We start from the raw sequence: 18,736 nt of genomic DNA on the forward strand, positions 1-18,736 counted from the left end.
GCATCCGGTTGAGCGGCCACCGGCTGGCGACCTGAGGAGACTCTCTCGCCAGATCAGGCCAGATCCTGACCGCAACTTCGACGAGAATCGAGAACATGACCGATCCCTCGTCGCGGATGCTCGAACTGCTCTCGCTGCTGCAGGTGCGCCGCGAGTGGGCGGGCGAGGTGCTCGCCGAGCGGCTGAACGTGAGCCCGCGCACGGTGCGCCGCGACGTCGACCGGCTGCGCGAGCTCGGCTATCGGGTCGAGGCGGCGCGCGGTCCTGCGGGCGGCTACCGGCTCGAGGCCGGATCCGACCTGCCGCCGCTGCTGTTCGACGACGAGCAGGCGATCGCCGTCGCGCTCGCGCTGGCGGTCGCTCCCGCCTCCGGCGCCGACATCGCCGAGGCCGCGACGCGGGCGCTCGCCACCGTCCGGCAGGTCATGCCGGCCCGACTGCGCGGCCGAGTGGATGCCGTCGCCGTCACGCCGACGACCGCGGGCACGGCTGTCGACCCGGATGTGCTCGTCGCCGTGAGCGAGGCGACCCGCGCGCACGAGGTGCTGCGCTTCGACTACGGCTCCGCATGGGGAGAGGCGGCCGAGCGACCGGCACGCCGGGTCGAGCCGCACGCCGTCGTCGCGCGGAACGGACGCTGGTACCTGCTCGCCTGGAACGACGAGGTCGGAGACGCGGGCGACTGGTCGACCTTCCGCATCGACCGGATGCACCCGCGCGCGCCGACCCGTCTGCGGTTCGCGCCGCGCGAGATCCCAGGCGGCGATCCGGTCGCCTTCCTCGCGGCGCGATTCCGCGGGTCGAACGTGGATGCGGGGGCGAACTCCGGCGCGACCTCCGGCTGGCCCTGCGTCGGCACCGCCGAGGTCGCGGCGCCGGCGCGGCGGCTCGCGCCCTTCGTCGGCGCCGACGGGAGCGCCGGAGGCGCCGGCGCCTCCGGCGGAGACGCCGACACGGTTCTCATCGAGATCGACGAGAGCACCTCCCGGCTCACGCTCGGCTCCTGGTCGTGGCGCGCTCTCGCGGCGCGGTTCGCGGGGCTGGATGCCGAGTTCCGCATCCAGGGCCCCGCCGAGCTGAGCGCGGCCGCGCGCGAGCTCGCCGCGCGCCTCGCGGCTGCCGCCGAGGGTTAGAAGCGCTCGGGACCGGCGGCGCCCGCGGGCTGCACGCGCAGCCAGGCGAGGTGCCGCGGCTCGAGCACGATCCCGCCGGCGAGGCTCACGACCCGGCTCGTGATGAGCTCGGTCGCGATCGGCGTGAAGCCGCTGAGCACCTCGGCGCTGATCTCGGCATCTTCGTCGCCGAAGTTCGCGAGCACGAGCACGGTCGAGCCAGCGGACCCGGTCGACCCGGTCGCGTCCGGGCCGGCGGCGTCGCGGTCGGCGATCGCGGATGCGGGGTCCGCCGTGCGCTGGAACGCCAGCACGTGCGGCGAGCGGGCGTCGAAGGGCAGCAGCGTCGTGCCGGCCAGTTCGGGCGTCGCCTGGCGCACCTCGATGAGGCGGCGCATCCAGCGGTGCAGCCAGCCGGCGACGGTGCGCTCGTCGTCGCGGCTCGCGTAGGCCTCGGCCGGGTACTCGGGCCGATTGACCCAGCGGCTGTCGCTCGCGCGCTCGGGGTCGTCGGCGTAGCCGTAGTCGTTGAGCTGGCCGACCTCGTCGCCGAGGTAGATCAGCGGAACGCCGCCCGTGCTGAACGCGATCGCGTGCGCGAGCACGACGCGCTGCACGCCCGCTGGGTCGCGCGCCTCGACGCCGGCGAGGGAGGCGGTGGTGCCGGCCACGCGGGCATCCCCGGTGCGCGGGTTCTCTTGAAAGAGCACGCCGCGCGCGAAGCTGCCCTCGAAGCGGCCGGAGTAGAACTCGTTGAGGAAGCGGCGGTGGGCGCCGGCGTCGATGCCGAGCTCGGCCGCATCCTCGTCGGCGAAGGTCCAGCCGATGTCGTCGTGGCCGCGCACGTAGTTCACCCACGCGGTGCCGTCGGGCAGCGCGTGCCGGCGCTCGAGCGCCTGCCGCAGCAGCCGCGGGTCGCGCGTCGCGAGCGCCTCCCAGGTGAGCGCCATCTGCAGCGGGTTGTAGCTGAGGCGGGCCTCCTCGGTCGAGATGTAGTCGACGACCTCGTCGGGATGCACGATCGCGTCCGACAGGAACACCACCCCCGGCGCCGCGATCGCGAGCACCGCGTTGAAGGCCTGCAGCAGCAGGTGCGCTTCGGGCAGCGACTCGCTCGGGGTGCCGAGCCGCTTCCAGATGAAGGCCACCGCATCCATGCGCAGCACGTCGACGCCGAGGTTCGCGAGGAACAGCATCTCGCCCGCCATCGCACGGAACACGGCGGGGTTCGAGTAGTCGAGATCCCACTGGTAGTGGTGGAACGTCGACCAGATCCAGCGTCCGTCGGGCAGCTGCACGAAGCTGCCGGGGTGGTCGTCGGGGAAGATCTCGCGCACCGTCTGCTCGTACCGATCGGGCAGCTCGCGGTCGGGGAAGATCAGGTAGAAGTCCTCGTAGCCCGGCTCGCCGGCCACCGCCTTCTGCGCCCACTCGTGGTCGCTCGCGGTGTGGTTGAAGACGAAATCGAGCACGAGCGACATGCCGGCCTCGTGCAGTTCGGTCGCCGTCGCGCGCAGATCGGCGATCGTGCCGAGCGCGGGATCGACCTCGCGGTAGCTGCTGACCGCGTAGCCGCCGTCGTCATCCCCCTCGGGCGTGCGGAACAGCGGCATGAGGTGCAGCCAGCCGAGGCCGAGTTCCTTCAGGTCGGGGATGCGGGCGCGCATCCCCGCCAGGTCGCCGGCGTAGCGGTCGACGTAGGCGACGCCGCCGACGAGCCGGTTGTCGGCGAACCACGGCTGCTTCGGGGCGCCGGCGGTGACGCTGAGGGTGTCGGAGGTGCCGCTGTCGGCGTGCGACTCGGACGGCAGCTCGCGCTGGGCGTCGCGGTCGCGCAGGGGCTGGGCGCGCGCATCCCAGCTCTCGCCGGCGATGAGGATCGTGTCGCGCAGCGCCTCGAAGGCGTCGGCGCGGTCGCCGTAGAGGCGGAAGAACAGCGCGTGCAGGCGCGGGAAGTGCTCGTCGAGGCGGCGATCGAATTCGCGGTCGCCGCCGAGCAGCGCGTCGCGGATCGTGTCGAGGTCGCGGGCGGCATCGGCGTTCAGTGCGGGCATGTCGATCCTCCTTCCGGCACCGTCGTCGGTGTGCTCAGCCTATGACTCAGCCGTAGCGCAGCCCGTTCGGCGGGCCGGGGCTGGCGGATGCCGGTGTCCGGCTGGTAGAGGAGGGGGCGCGAGCGCGGGGCTCCGTTCCGAGCGCGCGGTGTCGTCGCCCCGCGCTCGGAACGGAGCCCCGCGCTCGCGCCGCTCCCGCGGGTAGCGTCATCCGCATGACCTACGTCGCTCATCCCGACCGCTACGACGCGATGCCGTACCGCCGCACCGGACGCTCCGGTCTCGACCTGCCGCTGCTGTCGCTCGGCTACTGGCACAACTTCGGCGACGACCGCGCGTTCGAGTCGCAGCGCGCGATCGCCCGCCGCGCCTTCGACCTCGGCATCACGCACCACGACCTGGCGAACAACTACGGCCCGCCCTACGGCGCCGCCGAGGTCAACTTCGGCCGGCTCATGCGCGAGGACTTCGCGCCCTACCGCGACGAGATGGTCATCTCGACGAAGGCCGGCTGGGACATGTGGCCCGGCCCGTACGGTCAGGGCGGCGGCTCGCGCAAGTACGTGCTCGCCTCGCTCGACCAGTCGCTCGAGCGCCTGGGACTCGACTACGTCGACATCTTCTACTCGCACCGACTCGACGCCTCCACGCCCCTCGAAGAGACGATGGGCGCACTGCACACGGCCGTGCAGCAGGGCAAGGCGCTCTACGTCGGCATCTCGTCGTACGACGCGGAGCGCACGCGGCAGGCGGCGGCGATCCTGCGCGACCTGGGCACGCCGCTGCTCATCCACCAGCCGTCGTACTCGATGCTGAACCGCTGGATCGAGACCGAGGGCCTGCTGGATGCGGCGGCCGAGGTCGGCGCGGGCGTCATCGGCTTCACCGCGCTCGCCCAGGGCCTGCTGACCGGCAAGTACCTCGACGGCGTGCCCGCCGACTCCCGCGCCGCCGCGGACAAGTCGCTGGATGCGGGCGTCATCACGCCCGAGCTCGTCGCCCGTCTGAACGGGCTCGCTGCGATCGCTTCGCGCCGGGGTCAGTCGCTCGCGCAGCTCGCCCTGACCTGGGCGCTGCGCGACGAGCGCGTCACCTCGCTCGTGATCGGCGCCTCGCGCGTGGAGCAGCTGGAGCAGAACGTCGCCGCGCTGCAGAACCTGTCGTTCACGGAGGCGGAGCTGGCCGAGATCGACGCCTTCGCCGGCGACACGGCCGGCGTCGACCTCTGGTCGGGCGCCCGCGTCGGCGACGTCTGAGGTCGCGCCTCCGGCCACTCGACGCGCCCGGCCCCGCGCGGGCGGGCTCTCGTGGTCACGAGCACCCCTCCGGCGCTGTTATAGTCGTCAGGTTGCTTCGCGGCTCCGGCCGAAGAGGAACATGCGCCCGTAGCTCAACGGATAGAGCATCTGACTACGGATCAGAAGGTTGGGGGTTCGAATCCCTCCGGGCGCACTCTGGTTGAGACAGAGAAGAAGCGGGTCACCTTCGGGTGGCCCGCTTCTTTCGTCTCCGCCGCCTCGGACCCGCGGGCGAAGACCGCTGCGCGACCGCCTCAGCCGAGGTGGCGGGCGATCGCGTCGGCCGCGCCGCGCACCCGTGCGCCGATCGCGGTGACGTCGCGCTCGCCGATGTAGACCACGGCGACGGCCACCGGCGTGCCGCCCGCCGGGGCGAACGCGGCGGCCACCGAGGAGAGGCCGGGAACGACCTCGTCGCGGGTGAAGGCGTAGCCGAGCCGGCGCGCCGCGGACGCCTCGACGCGCTCGCCGTCGTGCCCGCCGACGGCGATCCACTGCGGCTCGGTCAGCATCGCCTGGATCGCGACCCCCGGCGCTCCGCGGTCGAGAGGATGCCGGCTGCCGGGGCGCTGGGCCACGGCGGCGACGGCATCCAGCGGCGACGCCGTCGCGAGGGTGACGCACTCTCCTCGATCGAGCACGACGAGGAACGAGGTCATGCCGAGGTCTTCGGCCAGGCGGGAGAGCTCGGGCGCCGCCGTCGCCTGGAGATCCGGTGCGACGCTGCGCGCGAGCGCGGCGAGCCCGGCCCCGAGCTGGATCCTGCCGCCGGCGTCGCGCACGAGGAAGCCGTGAGCCTCGTGGGTCCGCAGCATGCGGTAGGCGATCGAGCGGTGCAGGCCGAGCATCGACGCCAGCTCCGTGATCGTGAGGCCCGGGTTGTCGGCGAGCGCTTCCAGCATCCGCAGTCCTCGGTCGAGGGTCTGGGACGGCGAATCCTGTCGGGCGTCGGGCATGCGCGTCGACCTCTTTCTCGTGAGCGGGCTCCGCGGTACAGTATGACCTATAAACGGACAAGGCGTTCGATATAAGAACGCCGGGTCTGAAGCCAGCCCGACGATGACGTCACAGGAGAGCTCGATGCAGTACCACCACCGCGGATACATCTCGGGAGACCCGAGGATCCAGCCCGCCGCCGGCCGGGGGATCGAGCGGCCCGACGAGCTGCCGTCGCAGACGGATGTGCTCATCGTGGGCACCGGCCCGGCCGCAGCGATCCTGCTCGCCCAGCTCTCCCGCTTCCCCTCGATCGACGTGCGGGCGATCGAACGGCGACCCGGCCGGCTCGAGGTCGGCCAGGCGGACGGCATCCAGGCGCGGTCGGTCGAGACCTTCCAGGCATTCGGCTTCGCCGACGAGGTGATCGCCGAGGCGTACCGCAACGTCGAGATGTGCTGGTGGAAGCCCGCGCCCGATGACCCGTCGAAGATCGTCCGCGTCTCCCGCGCCGCGGACGATGCCACCGGACTCAGCGAGTTCCCGCACATCTACGTGAATCAGTCGCGCATCCTCGACTACTTCCTGCGCGACGCCGAGCGCGCACCCGGGCGCGCGACGCCCGACTACGGCATCGAGTTCGTCGACTGCCGCATCGATGCCGAGGCCGAATACCCGGTCGAGGCGCGCGTGCGGTACACCGCCGGCGAGCGGGTCGGCGAGGAGCGCACCGTGCGGGCGAAGTACCTCGTCGGCGGCGACGGCGCCCGCAGCGCCGTGCGGTCCGCGCTCGGCCGCAGGCTCGAAGGCGAGGCGGCGCTGCACGCCTGGGGCGTCATGGACGTCATGGCGAACACCGACTTCCCCGACTTCCAGGTCAAGTGCTCGATCCAGTCGCACGCCGACGGCAACATCCTGCTGATCCCGCGCGAGGGCGGCTACCTCTCGCGGATGTACGTCGACCTCGGCGAGGTCGACGAGAACGACGCCGGCGCCGTGCGCTCCACCTCGATCGAGACGATGATCGAGCGGGCGAACCGCATCCTCGCCCCCTACAGCCTGGATGTGCGGGCCGTGACCTGGTGGTCGGTGTACGAGGTCGCGCACCGCATCGCCGACGGCTTCGACGACGTTCCCGCCGAGCTGACCGGCACGCGGGCGCCCCGCGCGTTCATCATGGGCGACGCCTGCCACACGCACTCCGCTAAGGCGGGACAGGGGATGAACGTCTCGATCCAGGACGGCTTCAATCTCGGCTGGAAGCTCGCCGCGGTGCTCGAAGGACGGGCGCCGGAGAGCCTGCTCTCGACCTACGCGTCGGAGCGCCGCGTGATCGCCCAGAACCTGATCGACTTCGACCGCGAGTGGTCGGAGATGGTCGCCCGGCCGGTGGACTCGTGGGAGGACCCGGCCGCGCTCGAGGACTACTACAACTCCACGATCGAGTTCCCGGCGGGGTTCATGACGCAGTACGCGCCCTCGCTCGTCACGCTCGACGACGCCCACCAGCAGCTCGCGCCGGGCTTCCCGGTGGGCAAGCGCTTCAAGTCGGCCGAGGTCATCCGCCGTGCCGATAACCGCTGGCGCCACCTCGGACACACGCACGAGGCGGATGGTCGCTGGCGCGTCTACGTGTTCGCCGACGACGCACCGGCCGCGCCGACCGGCACGCCGACCGCCGACTTCGCCGCGTGGTGGTCGAGCGCGCCCGAGTCTCCCCGCGTGCGGTTCACCCCCGGCGACGGCGACGACGACGCGGTCTTCGACACGAAGGTCATCTACCCGCAGGACTACGCGACCTTCGACCCGGCCGACGTGCCGACCGCCTTCAAGCCGGTCAGCGTGCCCTACGGCCTCGAGGACCTCAATCAGATCTTCGCCACCGGTCACGGGCGCGACATCCACCGGGATCGGGGGATCGGGCCGGCGGGCGCGATCGTCGTCGTGCGCCCCGACATGTACGTCGCGGCGGTGCTCCCGCTCGACGCCCGAGCAGAGCTCGCCGACTTCTTCGCGGGTCACATGATCGAGCCGCAGCACCGGGAGCGGGCGCCGTTCATCACGACCGTGCACGGCAGGGTCGCGATCTGAGCGGCCGCTGAGAGGGGAGGTGCCACGACAGGCGCCGCGCCCTCGCCTCGGGTGCGCATGTCGACGCCTCAACGCACCAGCAGGTACAGCGCTCCGACGACGGTCAGCGCCAGCACGATGCGGGTGAACTGGGTCTGGGTGAGGCGGCGGGCGAGCCAGCGGCCGCCGAGGGCGCCGAGCAGCACGGCGGGCGCGAGGCAGAGCACGAGCAGCGCCGACGACCAGCTGAGCAGGCCGAGACCGATCACGATCGGCAGCTTCGCCAGGTTGACGACGGCGAAGAACCAGGCGGACGTTCCGAGGAAGGTCAGCACGTCGAAGCGCAGCGCCAGGAAGTACAGCGACATCACCGGGCCACCGGCGTTCGCGACCATCGTCGTGAAGCCGCCGAGGGTGCCGAAGGCGATCGCCTCGGCGCGGTGCGCGCGGGATGCCGTCGCGAGCGTGGTGCCGGATGCGCCGGCCGAGCCGCCCGAGCCGTCCGCGGCGCCTGAGACGGAGCTGGCGGACGCAGCGCTACCAGCGGCGGTGAGCGCGACCCGCGACCGCCGCCGCGACCACAGCGTGATGCCCACGAGCAGCAGCAGGATGACGCCGATGACCTTGCGGGCAACGCCGTCATCCACCAGGAAGAGGAAGATCGCGCCGAGGGCGATGCCGGCGACGACCATCGGGATGAGTCGCACCAGCAGTCGCCACTCGGCGTGACGGCGGTAGCTGAGCAGCGCGGTGACGTCGCCGACGATGAGCAGGAGCAGCAGGCACGCGGTCGCCTCGCGCGCCGGGACGACGGCGGCGAAGATCGCCACGGCGACGGTTCCGGCGCCCGCGGTGGCCGTCTTCGAGATGCCGACGACGAGGGCGGCGACGACGAGCAGGGCCCAGCCGGCCGGCGCGAGATGCTCCACCGTGCCGCCTTCCCGTCGATCCGTGCGCCGCCCAGCCTGGCACGGCATCCCGGCATGGTGACACCCCTGCGCCGCGTTCGTCAACCGGTTGCCATCCGTCCCATGCGACAGCCGCGGACAATACGACGTTGTCTCGCGCTGTCAGCGGTCGCGGGCTTCGGCGCATTTTGGCAACCGCTTGCACAACTCGGATCACCGCCCTACAGTGATGGCCACGGCCACCCGAGAGGGGTGGCATCCCCGATGCCGTGGAAAGCGATGTGAGGCGACGATGACGACCCCGACCTGGACGCTCTCGGGCTTCGGCGATGAGATCGACCCGGACCCGGCCGTGCAGGTCGCCGTTCTCAAGGCGCTCGGCGCGAACCACATCGAGGTGCGCAGCGCCTGGGGCGTCAACGTGGTCGATCTCGACGACGAGCAGCTCGCCCGCCTCGCCGACATCCTCCAGCAGGCCCGCATGGGCGTCAGCGCGATCGCCTCGCCGATCGGCAAGGTCGACATCGCGCTCGACCCCGAGCTCGAGGTCGTCCGCCTGCGTCGCATCATCCGCGTCGCGCAGGCGCTCGGCACCGACCGCATCCGCATCTTCAGCTTCTTCCGCGCCGAGGGCGTGGGCGTCGACGAGATCCGCGAGCCCGTCATCCACGCGCTCAAGCTGCTCGCCGCCGAGGCCGCCTCGGCCGGCGTCGTGCTGCTGCACGAGAACGAGAAGGCGATCTACGGCGACACCCCCGAGCGCGTGCTCGACCTCGTCACCTCCGTCGACTCGCCCGCCCTGCGCCTCGCCTGGGACAGCGCCAACTTCGTGCAGGTCGGCGTCGCGCACCCGCACGACGAGGGCTTCGCCCAACTCGCGCCCTACATCGACTACCTGCAGGTGAAGGATGCGCTGACCGCCACCGGCGAGGTCGTTCCGGCGGGGCAGGGCGACGGCCAGGTCGCCGACACCATCCGCGCGCTGCGCGACCGCGGCTACACCGGCTTCGCCTCGCTAGAGCCGCACCTCGCTGCCGCGCACGAGCTCGGCGGCTTCTCGGGGCCGACCGCCTTCGGCGAGGCCGGACGCGCGCTCGCGAAGATCCTCGACGCCGAGGGGATCGCGACACGATGAGCGACATGAGCGAGACCAGCACCAGCGGCACCACCCCCAGCGCCGACAGCGACACGAACGTCGCCAGTACCGCCCACATCCGTGCCGCCGTCATCGGCTGCGGCGACATCTCCGCCGTGCACCTCGCCGCGATCGCCGCGCGGCCCGGAACCCGCCTGGTCGCGATCGCCGACACCGACGCGGGCCGCCGCGAGGCCGCATCCGCGACCCATGCCGTGCCCGGCTTCGCCACGCTCACCGAACTGCTGGATGCGGTCGAGGTCGACGTCGTGCACGTCACGACTCCGCACTCCGAGCACGCGCCGCTCGCGATCGAGGCCCTCCGCCGCGGCGTGAACGTGCTGCTCGAGAAGCCCTTCGCGCACAGCCTCGAGGCCGGCCGCGAACTGGCCGACGCTGTCGCCGCACCCGGCGCCGGCAAGCTCGCCCTCTGCTTCCAGAACCGCTACAACACCCCGGTGCGCGCGCTGTTCGACCGCCTGCGTTCGGGCGAGCTCGGCGCGATCCGCGGCGCCGTCGGCACGGTGCTCTGGCACCGCACCGCCGACTACTACCGCGACCGCCCGTGGCGCGGCACCTGGGCCGGCGGCGGCGGCGGACTGCTGATGAACCAGGCCATCCACACCCTCGACCTGCTGCAGTGGATGCTCGGCCCGGTCGAGCAGGTCAGCGGCAGCGCATCCACCCGCTCGCTCGGCGACGTGATCGAGGTCGAGGACACCGCCGAGATGGTGCTGACCCACGCCGGGGGAGCGCAGAGCGTCTTCTTCGCCACGCTCGCGAACAGCCGCAACGCGGCCATCGAGATCCAGCTCGAGACCGAGCACGCCGTCGCGACGCTGCGCGGCGACCTCACGATCGAGTGGGCCGACGGCCGCGTCGAGACCGTCGCCGAGCCGGTCACCGCGACCGGCGAGCGCTCGTACTGGGGCGTCTCGCACGAGCTGCTGATCGACCACTTCCACTCGACGCTGGCCGACCCCGAGCCGTTCTGGATCGGCGTCGACGCCGGCCTCGACACCCTCACCACCATCAACGCGGTCTACGACGCCTCGTTCCCCGATCGAGCCGCCCTCGCCGCAGTCAAGGAGACAGCAGAATGACCGACCAGGTCCGCCTCGGCATCGTGGGCTACGGCGCCCAGGGCTCGATGTACGCCCGGCTGATCCGCGAGGGCGCGGTGCCGAGCATGGTCATCGGCGCGATCGCCGACATCGACCCCGACAAGCGCACCGTCGCCGGCGAGGCCAACCCCGGCGTGCCGATCCACGACAGCTTCGACGCGCTCGTCGCGAGCGGCGACGTGGATGCGGTCATCACGACCGTGCCGCACTTCCTGCACCCCGAGATGGGCATCGCCGCTCTCAACGCGGGCCTGCATGCGCTCGTCGAGAAGCCGGCCGGCGTGTACACGAAGCAGGTCGCCGAGCTGAACGCGGTCGCCGCGTCCAAGCCCGAGCTGACCTTCGCGATCATGTTCAACCAGCGCAACAACCCGCTCTACCGCCGCCTCAAGGAGATCGTCGACGCGGGCGAGATCGGCGACATCCTGCGCACCAACTGGCTCATCACGAACTGGTGGCGTCCGCAGGGCTACTACGACCAGAGTGAGTGGCGCGCGACCTGGGGCGGCGAGGGCGGCGGCGTGCTCGTCAACCAGGCGCCGCACCAGCTCGACCTCTGGCAGTGGATCTGCGGCGTGCCGAAGTCGGTGTTCGCCAAGGCCGCCTTCGGGTACCGCCGCGACATCGCCGTCGAAGACGAGGTGACCGCGCTGATCGACTACGGCAACGGCGCCACCGGCGTCTTCGTCACGGCGACCCACGACATCGTCGGAACCGACCGCTTCGAGATCCTCGGAACCCAGGGCAAGATCGTCGTCGAGGGCAGCAAGACCGCCACCGTGACGCGTCTGAACAAGCCCGAGATCGAGCTCAGCGCCGGCATGGACATGAGCGACGTCATGCGCCTCTTCATGGGCGAGTTCGACCCGACCGAGCTCTACACGACCGAGGTCATCGAGTTCGAGTCCGCCTGGGGCGGGCAGCACGCCGGCGTGCTCGAGAACTTCGCGCAGGCCATCCTCACCGGCGCCGAGCTGCTCGCTCCGGGCAGCGAGGGGATCAACGGGGTGCGGCTGGCGAACGCCATCCACCTCTCCGCCTGGACCGGGCGCGAGGTCGCGCTCGACTCCGACCCCGACGTGTACCTGGATGCGCTCAACGAGCACATCGCCGAGGAAGGGAAGTTCCCGACCCGGGCCTGAGCTGACGGGCGGGTCGCGACGCCGCGGCCCGCCCCGCTCCCCGAACGCACCGCGACCGGTCCGCGACACCGCACGGACCCGGTCACGGCGATCCGTCGCGCCCCGGCGCGATCCCGCGCGCCCCGGCGCGCACCGCACGACAGCACCACCGGCTCCGCCACCGCACCGCCCGAACACGGCACGACCGCATCACCTGCACAGCACCACAGGAACACCGAACCACCGCCATCCCGGCACCCCTGCACTGCACTCGACGATGAGACACACACAGGAGAGACGATGAAGTTTCGCAAGATCGTGACGGGCATCTCCGTCACCGCCGTCGCGGCGCTCGCCCTCGTGGGCTGCGCCCCCGGAGGCTCCGGCGACGGCTCCGCATCCGCCGACCAGACGCTCACGATCGGCGCCCTCGCCGACATCACCGACTGGGATCCCGCGCAGGCTCACGTCGGCCACGCACTCCAGCCCTACCAGGCGCCCTACGACACGCTCATCCTGCGCGAGCCCGACGGCAAGCTCTCGCCGATGCTCGCCACCAAGTGGAGCTACGACGACAGCCTCACCAAGCTCACCGTCGACCTGCGCGACGACGTGACCTTCAGCGACGGCGCGAAGTTCGACGCGGATGCCGTGGTCGCCAACTTCACGCACTTCCAGAAGGAGAACGGCCGCCAGGCCGCCCAGCTGGTGAACCTCGACAAGGCCGTCGCCACCGACGAGGACACCGTCGAGGTCACGCTCAAGCAGCCCGACCCCGCGTTCACCTACTTCCTCAGCCAGGCCGCCGGCCTGATGGGCAGCCCGAAGGCGCTCGACGGCGACGCGATCGGCTCCGACCCGGTCGGCACCGGTCCCTACGTGATGGACAAGAAGGCCTCGGTGGCCGGATCGCAATACGTCTTCACGAAGCGCAAGGGCTACTGGAACCCCGACCTGCAGAAGTTCGGCGGCGTGACCTTCAAGATCCTCATCGACGTCACCGCCCGCACCAACGCGCTCGTCTCCGGCCAGGTCAACGCGACCCTGCTGGACGCCCGCAGCGCGTCCCAGGCCGACGGCGCCGGCTTCACGCTCACCAAATCGCAGGTCGACTGGGGCGGACTCCTGCTGCTCGACCGCGAGGGCAAGCTCGCCCCCGCTCTCGGCGACGTGCGCGTGCGTCAGGCGATCAACTACGCGCTCGACCGCAAGGCGCTCGTGAAGTCGCTGCAGGTCGGCTACGGCACCGCGACCGCGCAGCCCTTCGGCCCCGCATCCGGCGCCTACGACAAGTCGCTCGATGACGCCTACCCCTACGACCCCGCCAAGGCCAAGAAGCTCCTCGCCGAGGCCGGCTACGCCGACGGCTTCACGCTGACCGTGCCGGGCATCGCGTCGTTCGAGGCGATCTACGCGGCCGTCGGCCAGCAGCTCTCCGAGGTCGGCATCACGCTGAAGGCCGACCCGGTGCCCGACCAGGAGATCGTCAACAAGATCGCCGGCGGCTCGTTCCCGGCGGCCTACTTCCAGCTGTTCCAGGGCGAGGCGTGGGTCGCGATCAACCAGATCATCTCGACCAACGCGCTCTACAACAGCTTCGACAGCATGACCCCCGAGCTGCAGGAGCTGATCGACGAGGTGCAGGCGGCCCCGACGGCCAAGGAGGGCGACGCGGCGGCGAAGAAGATCAACGAGCTCGTCGTCGACCAGGCCTGGTTCGCGCCGCTGTACCGCCTCGACCAGCTCTACTACACCGACAAGACGGTGACGGTCGTCGCGCAGACGCAGATGGCCGTCCCGTCCATCTACAACTACGCCCCCGCCGGGGCCAAGTAGGTCCGATCCGCATCGCGGGGGCGAGGACGCCTCCTCGCCCCCGCACCGGATCTTCGACGAAGGAGTCGACATGCTCAGCTTCACGCTCCGCCGCCTCGGCGCCGGCGCGCTGCTGCTCGTGGTGATCAGCGCACTCGCCTACGTGCTGATGTTCGCCTCGGGCACCAACATCGCCCGCAACATCCTCGGCGAGACCGCGACCGAGGATCAGGTCGCCCTCAAGCAGCAGCAGCTCGGGCTCGACCAGCCGCTCTGGCAGCGCTACCTCGGCTGGGCTGGGTCGGCGCTGACCGGCAGCCTCGGCCGCTCGTGGTTCGGCTCCGAGCCGGTCGCGCAGACGATCGCGACGCGCCTGCCGGTCACGCTGACCCTCGTGCTCACCGCGATCGTGCTGACCGCGATCATCGCCCTCGCGCTCGGCGTGCTCGCCGCGACGAAGCGCGGCTGGGTCGACAAGCTGCTGCAGGTCTCGGTGGTCGTGGGGGATGCGATCCCCGGCTTCGTGCTGGCGATCATCCTCGCCTTCGTCTTCGCCATCCAGTTCAAGCTCTTCCCGGCGGTCAGCACGATCACGCCGAACGCGCCCGCGAGCGCGTGGCTGCTGTCGCTGACCCTGCCGGTGCTCGCGATCGTGATCAACGCGGTCACCTCCAGCGCGCAGCAGATCCGCAGCGCGGTCATCCGCCAGTACGAGCGCGACTCGATTCGCACCCTCCGCAGCCGCGGGCTCGGCGAGGGCGAGATCCTGTTCAAGCACGTGCTGCGCGGCGCCTCGCCGGCCGGACTCACGGTGCTGAGCCTGCAGTTCATCGGCATGCTCGGCGGCGCGGTGATCATCGAGAAGCTCTTCGCGATCCCCGGCATCGGCAACCTGGCCGTCACGGCCACCCAGCTCGGCGACGTGCCCGTGGTGATGGGCGTCGTGCTCTACACGGTCGTGATCGTCGTCATCGTGAACCTGCTGGTCGATCTGCTCAACGGCTGGCTCAACCCGAAGGTGCGTGTCGCATGACCTCCGCCACCCGCAGCGCCGGACAGACCGGCGAGGTCGTGCGGCCGAACACGCTGCGCCGACTGCTGCGCAACCCGCTCGGCCTGATCTCGATCATCGTGCTCGGCGTCCTGCTGATTCTCGCGATCATCGGCCCGTGGATCGCGCCCTACAGCCAGACCCACGCCGACATCGCGGCGTCGCTCGCCGGACCGTCGGCCGACCACCTGCTCGGCACCGACTCTCCCGGTCGCGACGTGCTCAGTCGACTGCTCTTCGGCACGCAGCTGACGATCTTCTCCGGCCTGCTCTGCGCAGCCGTCGCAATCGCGATCGGCCTGCCCTCGGGTCTGCTCGCCGGCTACTACGGCGGCTGGTTCGACTCGGTCGCCGGCTGGGCCGGCAACATGCTCATGAGCCTTCCCGGAATCGTCGTGCTGCTCGCCGTGCGCGCGGCGCTCGGGCCGTCGGTGTGGATCAGCATGATCATCTTCGGCGTGCTGCTCAGCCCCGGCTACTTCCGGCTGACGCGCACGGCCGTGCAGTCGGTGCGCAACGAGCTGTACGTGGATGCGGCCCGCGTCGCGGGCCTCTCCGACGGCCGCATCATCGCGCGGCACATCTTCTCGGTCGTGCGGGCGCCCATCATCATCCAGACCGCGATCGTCACCGGCGTCGCGATCTCGATCCAGGCGGGCCTGCAGTTCCTCGGACTCGGCGACCCCGGCGAGGCCAGCTGGGGCGCGATGGTCAACGAGGGCTTCAAGAACATCTACGTCGCCCCGGGGCTGATCGTGCCGCCGATCGTGATGATCGGCCTGACGATCGGCGCGCTCGTGCTGCTCGCCAACGCGCTGCGCGATGCGCTCGAAGACGGGCAGAAGGTGTCGCGCAAGCGGCGGCTGACCGACATCGCGACCGGCGCCGTGACCATGGCGATGCCGGTCGTGAAGACGGGCGGCTCGGCCGAGCGCACGGCCGCACCGGCTCGCGGCAAGCGCGCCGCCGCCACCGTCGAGGCCGGCACCGAGCACCACCTCGTCAAGGTCACAGGCCTCGGCGTCGGGTACCCGCAGGCCGACGGCAGCACGAAGCACGTCGTCGACGACGTCAGCTTCCACGTCGACCGCGGCGAGGTGCTCGGCATCGTCGGCGAATCGGGCTCGGGCAAGTCGCAGACCGCGTTCTCGATCCTCGGGCTGCTGCCCGACAACGCCGAGATCATCGCCGGCAGCATCCAGTTCGACGGCAAGTACACCGTCGAGCCGGGTGACACGAAGGTCGACCAGGCGCGGGTGCGGCCGCTGCGCGGCAAGCGCATCGCCTACATCCCGCAGGAGCCGATGTCGAACCTCGACCCGAACTTCACGATCGGGCACCAGCTCGCGCGGCCGCTGCGCGTGGTGATGGGGATGTCGAAAGCGGCCGCGAAGGCGCGCGCGATCGAGCTGCTCGGCCTGGTCGGCATCGTTGACCCGGCCCGCACTTACGATCTGCACCCGCACGAGATCTCGGGCGGCATGGCGCAGCGCGTGCTCATCGCCGGGGCGATCAGCTGCGAGCCCGACCTGATCATCGCCGACGAGCCGACCACGGCCCTCGACGTGACCGTGCAGGCGGAGGTGCTCGACCTGCTGCGCGGGCTGCAGAAGCGCATCGGCATGGGCATCGTGCTCGTGACGCACAACTTCGGCGTCGTCGCCGACCTCGCCGACCGGGTGCTCGTCATGCAGGCGGGTCACGTGGTCGAGAGCGGCGACGTGCGGCAGATCCTGCGCGATCCCCAGAACCCCTACACGCGGATACTGCTCAGCGCCATGCTCGAAGGGAAAGAGCCCATGACGATGCTCACCGAAGTCGGCCGCGAGCGGGCGGGGGCCCGGGCATGAGCGCGGCGCAGGGCGCGGGCGCGGCGCCGGCGACGACGGCGGCCGCCGCGAGCGGGGCGGGTGGGATCGGCTCGGCAGCGCAGTCGCTGCTGACCGTCGACCGGCTTGAGGTCGCCTATCCCGGTCGCGGATTCCGGGCGAAGCCCGCCCGCATCCTCAAGGGCGTCTCGATCGAGATCGGCGCCGGGCGCACGCTCGGCCTCGTCGGCGAATCCGGCTCGGGCAAGACCACCCTCGGCCGCGCCCTGCTGGGACTCGCGCCCGTCACGGGGGGTCGCATCACCTTCGACGGCAGGGATGCGACGCACGCCTCGCGCTCCGAGCGCAAGCGCCTCAGCCGCGATATGCAGGTCGTCTTCCAAGACCCCTACACCTCGCTCAACCCGGCGATGGAGGTCGGCGCGATCCTCGCTGAGCCGCTCGTCGTGCAGGGCATCGGGGGAACGGAGGCGAAGAAGCGCATCGCCGAGCTGCTCGACCAGGTCGGGCTGCCGAGCGACAGCATCCACCGCCTGCCGCGCGAGTTCTCGGGCGGGCAGCGGCAGCGCGTCGCGATCGCCCGCGCGCTCGCCCTGCGGCCGAAGCTGATCGTCTGCGACGAGCCCGTCAGCGCGCTCGACCTGTCGACGCAGGCGCGCGTGCTCGACCTCTTCCTCGCGATCCAGCAGGAGACCGGGGTCTCGTACCTCTTCATCTCGCACGACCTCGACGTCGTGCGGCACATCAGCCACGAGGTCTCGGTGCTGTTCCGCGGCGACATCGTCGAGCACGGGCCGGCCGAGCAGGTCACGCGCGACCCGCAGCATCCGTACACGAAGCGGCTGCTGCTGGCGTCGCCGGTGCCCGACCCCGACCGTCAGGCCATGCGACGTCGGGAGCGGCGCGAGCTGATCGACGCGGAGGCGGCCGCGGACGGCACGGCTGCGGAAGCGGGTCCGGGCGGTGCAGCGGACGCTGCGGACGCGGCGTCGGCCGGGCACGGCCCGCACGGATCGACGACGACGACGGCGGCGAGCGCCCGACCGGGCGGAAGCGAGCGCTCGGATGCTCTCCGAGGCTGAGGGGGGCACTGCCAGTACACCGGTCGCGCCCGACTCCGCGGATAGCATGGGGCGTTCGCGTCCGGAGCGGAAAGGGAGGCGCATGTCGAACGCCGACGGCCCGCGCCGAGGACCCGGATCCGCCCCGACGATCTACGACGTCGCGAAGCTCGCCGGAGTCAACCCGTCGACCGTCTCGCGCGCGCTCAACTCGCCCGGACGCATCAACGCCAAGACCGAGGCCCGCGTGCGCGCCGCCGCCGAAGAGCTGCGCTACCGGCTCAACCCGATGGCCCGCGCCCTGCCGACGGGCAAGACCGGCACGCTCGGCCTCATCCTCAGCGACATCACGAACCCGATGATCGCGGGCATCGTGCGCGGCGCCCAGCAGGCCGCCGCCGAGCACGGCTACACGCTCGTGCTCGCCGAGTCGCAGGAGGACAGCGAGCTCGAGGGCACCGCCGCCGACCGCATCCTGCGCAGCGTCGACGGCATCGTGCTCGCCGCGAGCCGCCTCGACGACGCGCAGATCCAGCAGTTCGCCGACGAGCGGCCGCTCGTGCTCATCAACCGCGACTCCGACGGCGTCGACTCGGTCATCGGCGACGTCGAGCCCGGCATCGACGAGGCCGTCGCGCACCTGCATCTGCTCGGGCACGACCGCATCGTCTACCTGTCGGGTCCGACGCAGTCGTGGATGAGCCGGCACCGCGCCGAGGTCATCCAGGCGGTGGGTGCGCGCCGTGGCGTCGCGATCGACGTGGTCGGCCCGAACCGGCCGACGCTCGACATCGGACCCGAGGCCCTGCCGCGGCTCGTGGCGGCCGGCGCGACCGCCGTCATGGCCTACAACGACGTCATGGCGATCGGCCTCATCCGCGCGGCCAGCCATCAGGGGATGGTCATCCCCGACGACCTCAGCATCGTCGGCTTCGACGACGTCTTCGGCGCCGACTTCACCTCGCCGCCGCTGACGACCGTGCAGATGCCGCTGCTCAACCTCGGCGATCTCGCGGTGCGCCGCCTGCTCGCGAAGATCGACGGCGACACGGCCGCGCCGAAGATCGAGCCGCCCGTGTCGCGGCTCATCATCCGCGGCTCGTCGGGGCGCGCCCGCGTCTGACCCGCGCGGGGTGCGCCGTCGTCGCGCCCGGCCCCTCCGCATCCGCACCGCACGCGAAAGGGGCGGCGACCACGTGGTCGCCGCCCCTTCGTGCGCGGT

General features: G+C 71.4%; 14 protein-coding genes and 1 tRNA gene. 12 read left to right on the plus strand and 3 right to left on the minus strand.

Annotated features, from left to right (window positions below; translation table 11 throughout):
* Positions 1–95 precede the first annotated feature (95 nt).
* The gene (locus tag FJ657_RS15350) at positions 96–1,133 is read left to right on the plus strand and encodes a helix-turn-helix transcriptional regulator (RefSeq protein WP_141164606.1); all 1,038 of its coding nucleotides are present in this window, start codon (positions 96–98) and stop codon (positions 1,131–1,133) included.
* Here the strand turns inward: FJ657_RS15350 and FJ657_RS15355 are convergent.
* Entirely contained in the window at positions 1,130–3,166 is a 2,037-nt protein-coding gene (locus tag FJ657_RS15355) for an alpha-amylase family protein (protein ID WP_141164607.1), read from the minus strand. The genes FJ657_RS15350 and FJ657_RS15355 overlap by 4 nt on opposite strands.
* Before the next feature lie 215 nt (positions 3,167–3,381).
* Between FJ657_RS15355 and mgrA the strand changes: the two genes are divergently transcribed.
* Together mgrA and FJ657_RS15365 are read left to right on the plus strand one after the other, a co-directional pair.
* On the plus strand, positions 3,382–4,422 hold the full coding sequence (gene mgrA / locus FJ657_RS15360; RefSeq protein ID WP_141164608.1) for an L-glyceraldehyde 3-phosphate reductase: 1,041 nt from the start codon (positions 3,382–3,384) through the stop codon (positions 4,420–4,422).
* A gap of 123 nt (positions 4,423–4,545) precedes the next feature.
* Positions 4,546–4,618, plus strand: a tRNA-Arg gene (locus tag FJ657_RS15365).
* A 100-nt stretch (positions 4,619–4,718) separates the two neighbouring features.
* On the opposite strand, the gene FJ657_RS15370 is transcribed toward FJ657_RS15365, so the two are convergent.
* The gene (locus FJ657_RS15370; protein ID WP_141164609.1) at positions 4,719–5,420 is read right to left on the minus strand and encodes an IclR family transcriptional regulator; all 702 of its coding nucleotides are present in this window, start codon (positions 5,418–5,420) and stop codon (positions 4,719–4,721) included.
* Between the two features lie 124 nt (positions 5,421–5,544).
* On the opposite strand from FJ657_RS15370, the gene FJ657_RS15375 reads away from it, so the two are divergent.
* Positions 5,545–7,491, plus strand: a complete 1,947-nt coding sequence (locus FJ657_RS15375; RefSeq protein ID WP_141164610.1) for an FAD-dependent monooxygenase — start codon at positions 5,545–5,547, stop codon at positions 7,489–7,491.
* 68 nt (positions 7,492–7,559) lie between these two features.
* Here the strand turns inward: FJ657_RS15375 and FJ657_RS15380 are convergent, their stop codons facing one another.
* Positions 7,560–8,399: a sulfite exporter TauE/SafE family protein gene (locus tag FJ657_RS15380; protein WP_255447377.1), complete on the minus strand. Its 840-nt coding sequence runs from the start codon at positions 8,397–8,399 to the stop codon at positions 7,560–7,562.
* 271 nt (positions 8,400–8,670) lie between these two features.
* Here FJ657_RS15380 and FJ657_RS15385 point away from each other — a divergent pair, with 271 nt between their 5' ends.
* From FJ657_RS15385 to FJ657_RS15420, 8 genes are all read left to right on the plus strand, one after another.
* Positions 8,671–9,513: a sugar phosphate isomerase/epimerase family protein gene (locus FJ657_RS15385; protein ID WP_141164612.1), complete on the plus strand. Its 843-nt coding sequence runs from the start codon at positions 8,671–8,673 to the stop codon at positions 9,511–9,513.
* 5 nt (positions 9,514–9,518) lie between these two features.
* Positions 9,519–10,616 carry a Gfo/Idh/MocA family protein gene (locus FJ657_RS15390; protein WP_141164613.1) on the plus strand — a complete coding sequence of 366 codons (1,098 nt, stop codon included), beginning with the start codon at positions 9,519–9,521 and terminating at the stop codon, positions 10,614–10,616.
* Positions 10,613–11,779, plus strand: coding sequence for a Gfo/Idh/MocA family protein (locus tag FJ657_RS15395; protein WP_141164614.1), 1,167 nt, complete (start codon positions 10,613–10,615; stop codon positions 11,777–11,779). Before FJ657_RS15390 ends, FJ657_RS15395 begins: the two co-directional genes overlap by 4 nt.
* Before the next feature lie 279 nt (positions 11,780–12,058).
* Positions 12,059–13,594: an ABC transporter substrate-binding protein gene (locus tag FJ657_RS15400; protein WP_141164615.1), complete on the plus strand. Its 1,536-nt coding sequence runs from the start codon at positions 12,059–12,061 to the stop codon at positions 13,592–13,594.
* 70 nt (positions 13,595–13,664) lie between these two features.
* Complete coding sequence (locus FJ657_RS15405; protein WP_141164616.1) at positions 13,665–14,606, plus strand: ABC transporter permease; 942 nt, start codon at positions 13,665–13,667, stop codon at positions 14,604–14,606.
* Positions 14,603–16,474 (plus strand): dipeptide/oligopeptide/nickel ABC transporter permease/ATP-binding protein, encoded by a 1,872-nt coding sequence (locus FJ657_RS15410; RefSeq protein WP_141164617.1) that lies wholly within the window; start codon positions 14,603–14,605, stop codon positions 16,472–16,474. Before FJ657_RS15405 ends, FJ657_RS15410 begins: the two co-directional genes overlap by 4 nt.
* Entirely contained in the window at positions 16,471–17,535 is a 1,065-nt protein-coding gene (locus FJ657_RS15415) for an ATP-binding cassette domain-containing protein (RefSeq protein WP_141164618.1), read from the plus strand. Before FJ657_RS15410 ends, FJ657_RS15415 begins: the two co-directional genes overlap by 4 nt.
* Positions 17,536–17,617: 82 nt before the next feature.
* Positions 17,618–18,637: a LacI family DNA-binding transcriptional regulator gene (locus tag FJ657_RS15420; protein ID WP_255447378.1), complete on the plus strand. Its 1,020-nt coding sequence runs from the start codon at positions 17,618–17,620 to the stop codon at positions 18,635–18,637.
* The last annotated feature ends 99 nt before the right edge of the window (positions 18,638–18,736 follow it).

It is taken from the genome of Schumannella soli, from assembly GCF_006517435.1.
GTDB classification, from domain to species: Bacteria; Actinomycetota; Actinomycetes; order Actinomycetales; family Microbacteriaceae; genus Schumannella; species Schumannella soli.

Coding starts and splice junctions, on each gene's coding strand:
- FJ657_RS15415 (WP_141164618.1), top strand. CDS start 16,471: ATGAGCGCGGCGCAGGGCGCGGGCGCGGCGCCGGCGACGACGGCGGCC.
- mgrA (WP_141164608.1), top strand. CDS start 3,382: ATGACCTACGTCGCTCATCCCGACCGCTACGACGCGATGCCGTACCGC.
- FJ657_RS15370 (WP_141164609.1), bottom strand. CDS start 5,420: ATGCCCGACGCCCGACAGGATTCGCCGTCCCAGACCCTCGACCGAGGA.
- FJ657_RS15400 (WP_141164615.1), top strand. CDS start 12,059: ATGAAGTTTCGCAAGATCGTGACGGGCATCTCCGTCACCGCCGTCGCG.
- FJ657_RS15410 (WP_141164617.1), top strand. CDS start 14,603: ATGACCTCCGCCACCCGCAGCGCCGGACAGACCGGCGAGGTCGTGCGG.
- FJ657_RS15385 (WP_141164612.1), top strand. CDS start 8,671: ATGACGACCCCGACCTGGACGCTCTCGGGCTTCGGCGATGAGATCGAC.
- FJ657_RS15420 (WP_255447378.1), top strand. CDS start 17,618: ATGTCGAACGCCGACGGCCCGCGCCGAGGACCCGGATCCGCCCCGACG.
- FJ657_RS15355 (WP_141164607.1), bottom strand. CDS start 3,166: ATGCCCGCACTGAACGCCGATGCCGCCCGCGACCTCGACACGATCCGC.
- FJ657_RS15375 (WP_141164610.1), top strand. CDS start 5,545: ATGCAGTACCACCACCGCGGATACATCTCGGGAGACCCGAGGATCCAG.
- FJ657_RS15350 (WP_141164606.1), top strand. CDS start 96: ATGACCGATCCCTCGTCGCGGATGCTCGAACTGCTCTCGCTGCTGCAG.
- FJ657_RS15395 (WP_141164614.1), top strand. CDS start 10,613: ATGACCGACCAGGTCCGCCTCGGCATCGTGGGCTACGGCGCCCAGGGC.
- FJ657_RS15390 (WP_141164613.1), top strand. CDS start 9,519: ATGAGCGAGACCAGCACCAGCGGCACCACCCCCAGCGCCGACAGCGAC.
- FJ657_RS15405 (WP_141164616.1), top strand. CDS start 13,665: ATGCTCAGCTTCACGCTCCGCCGCCTCGGCGCCGGCGCGCTGCTGCTC.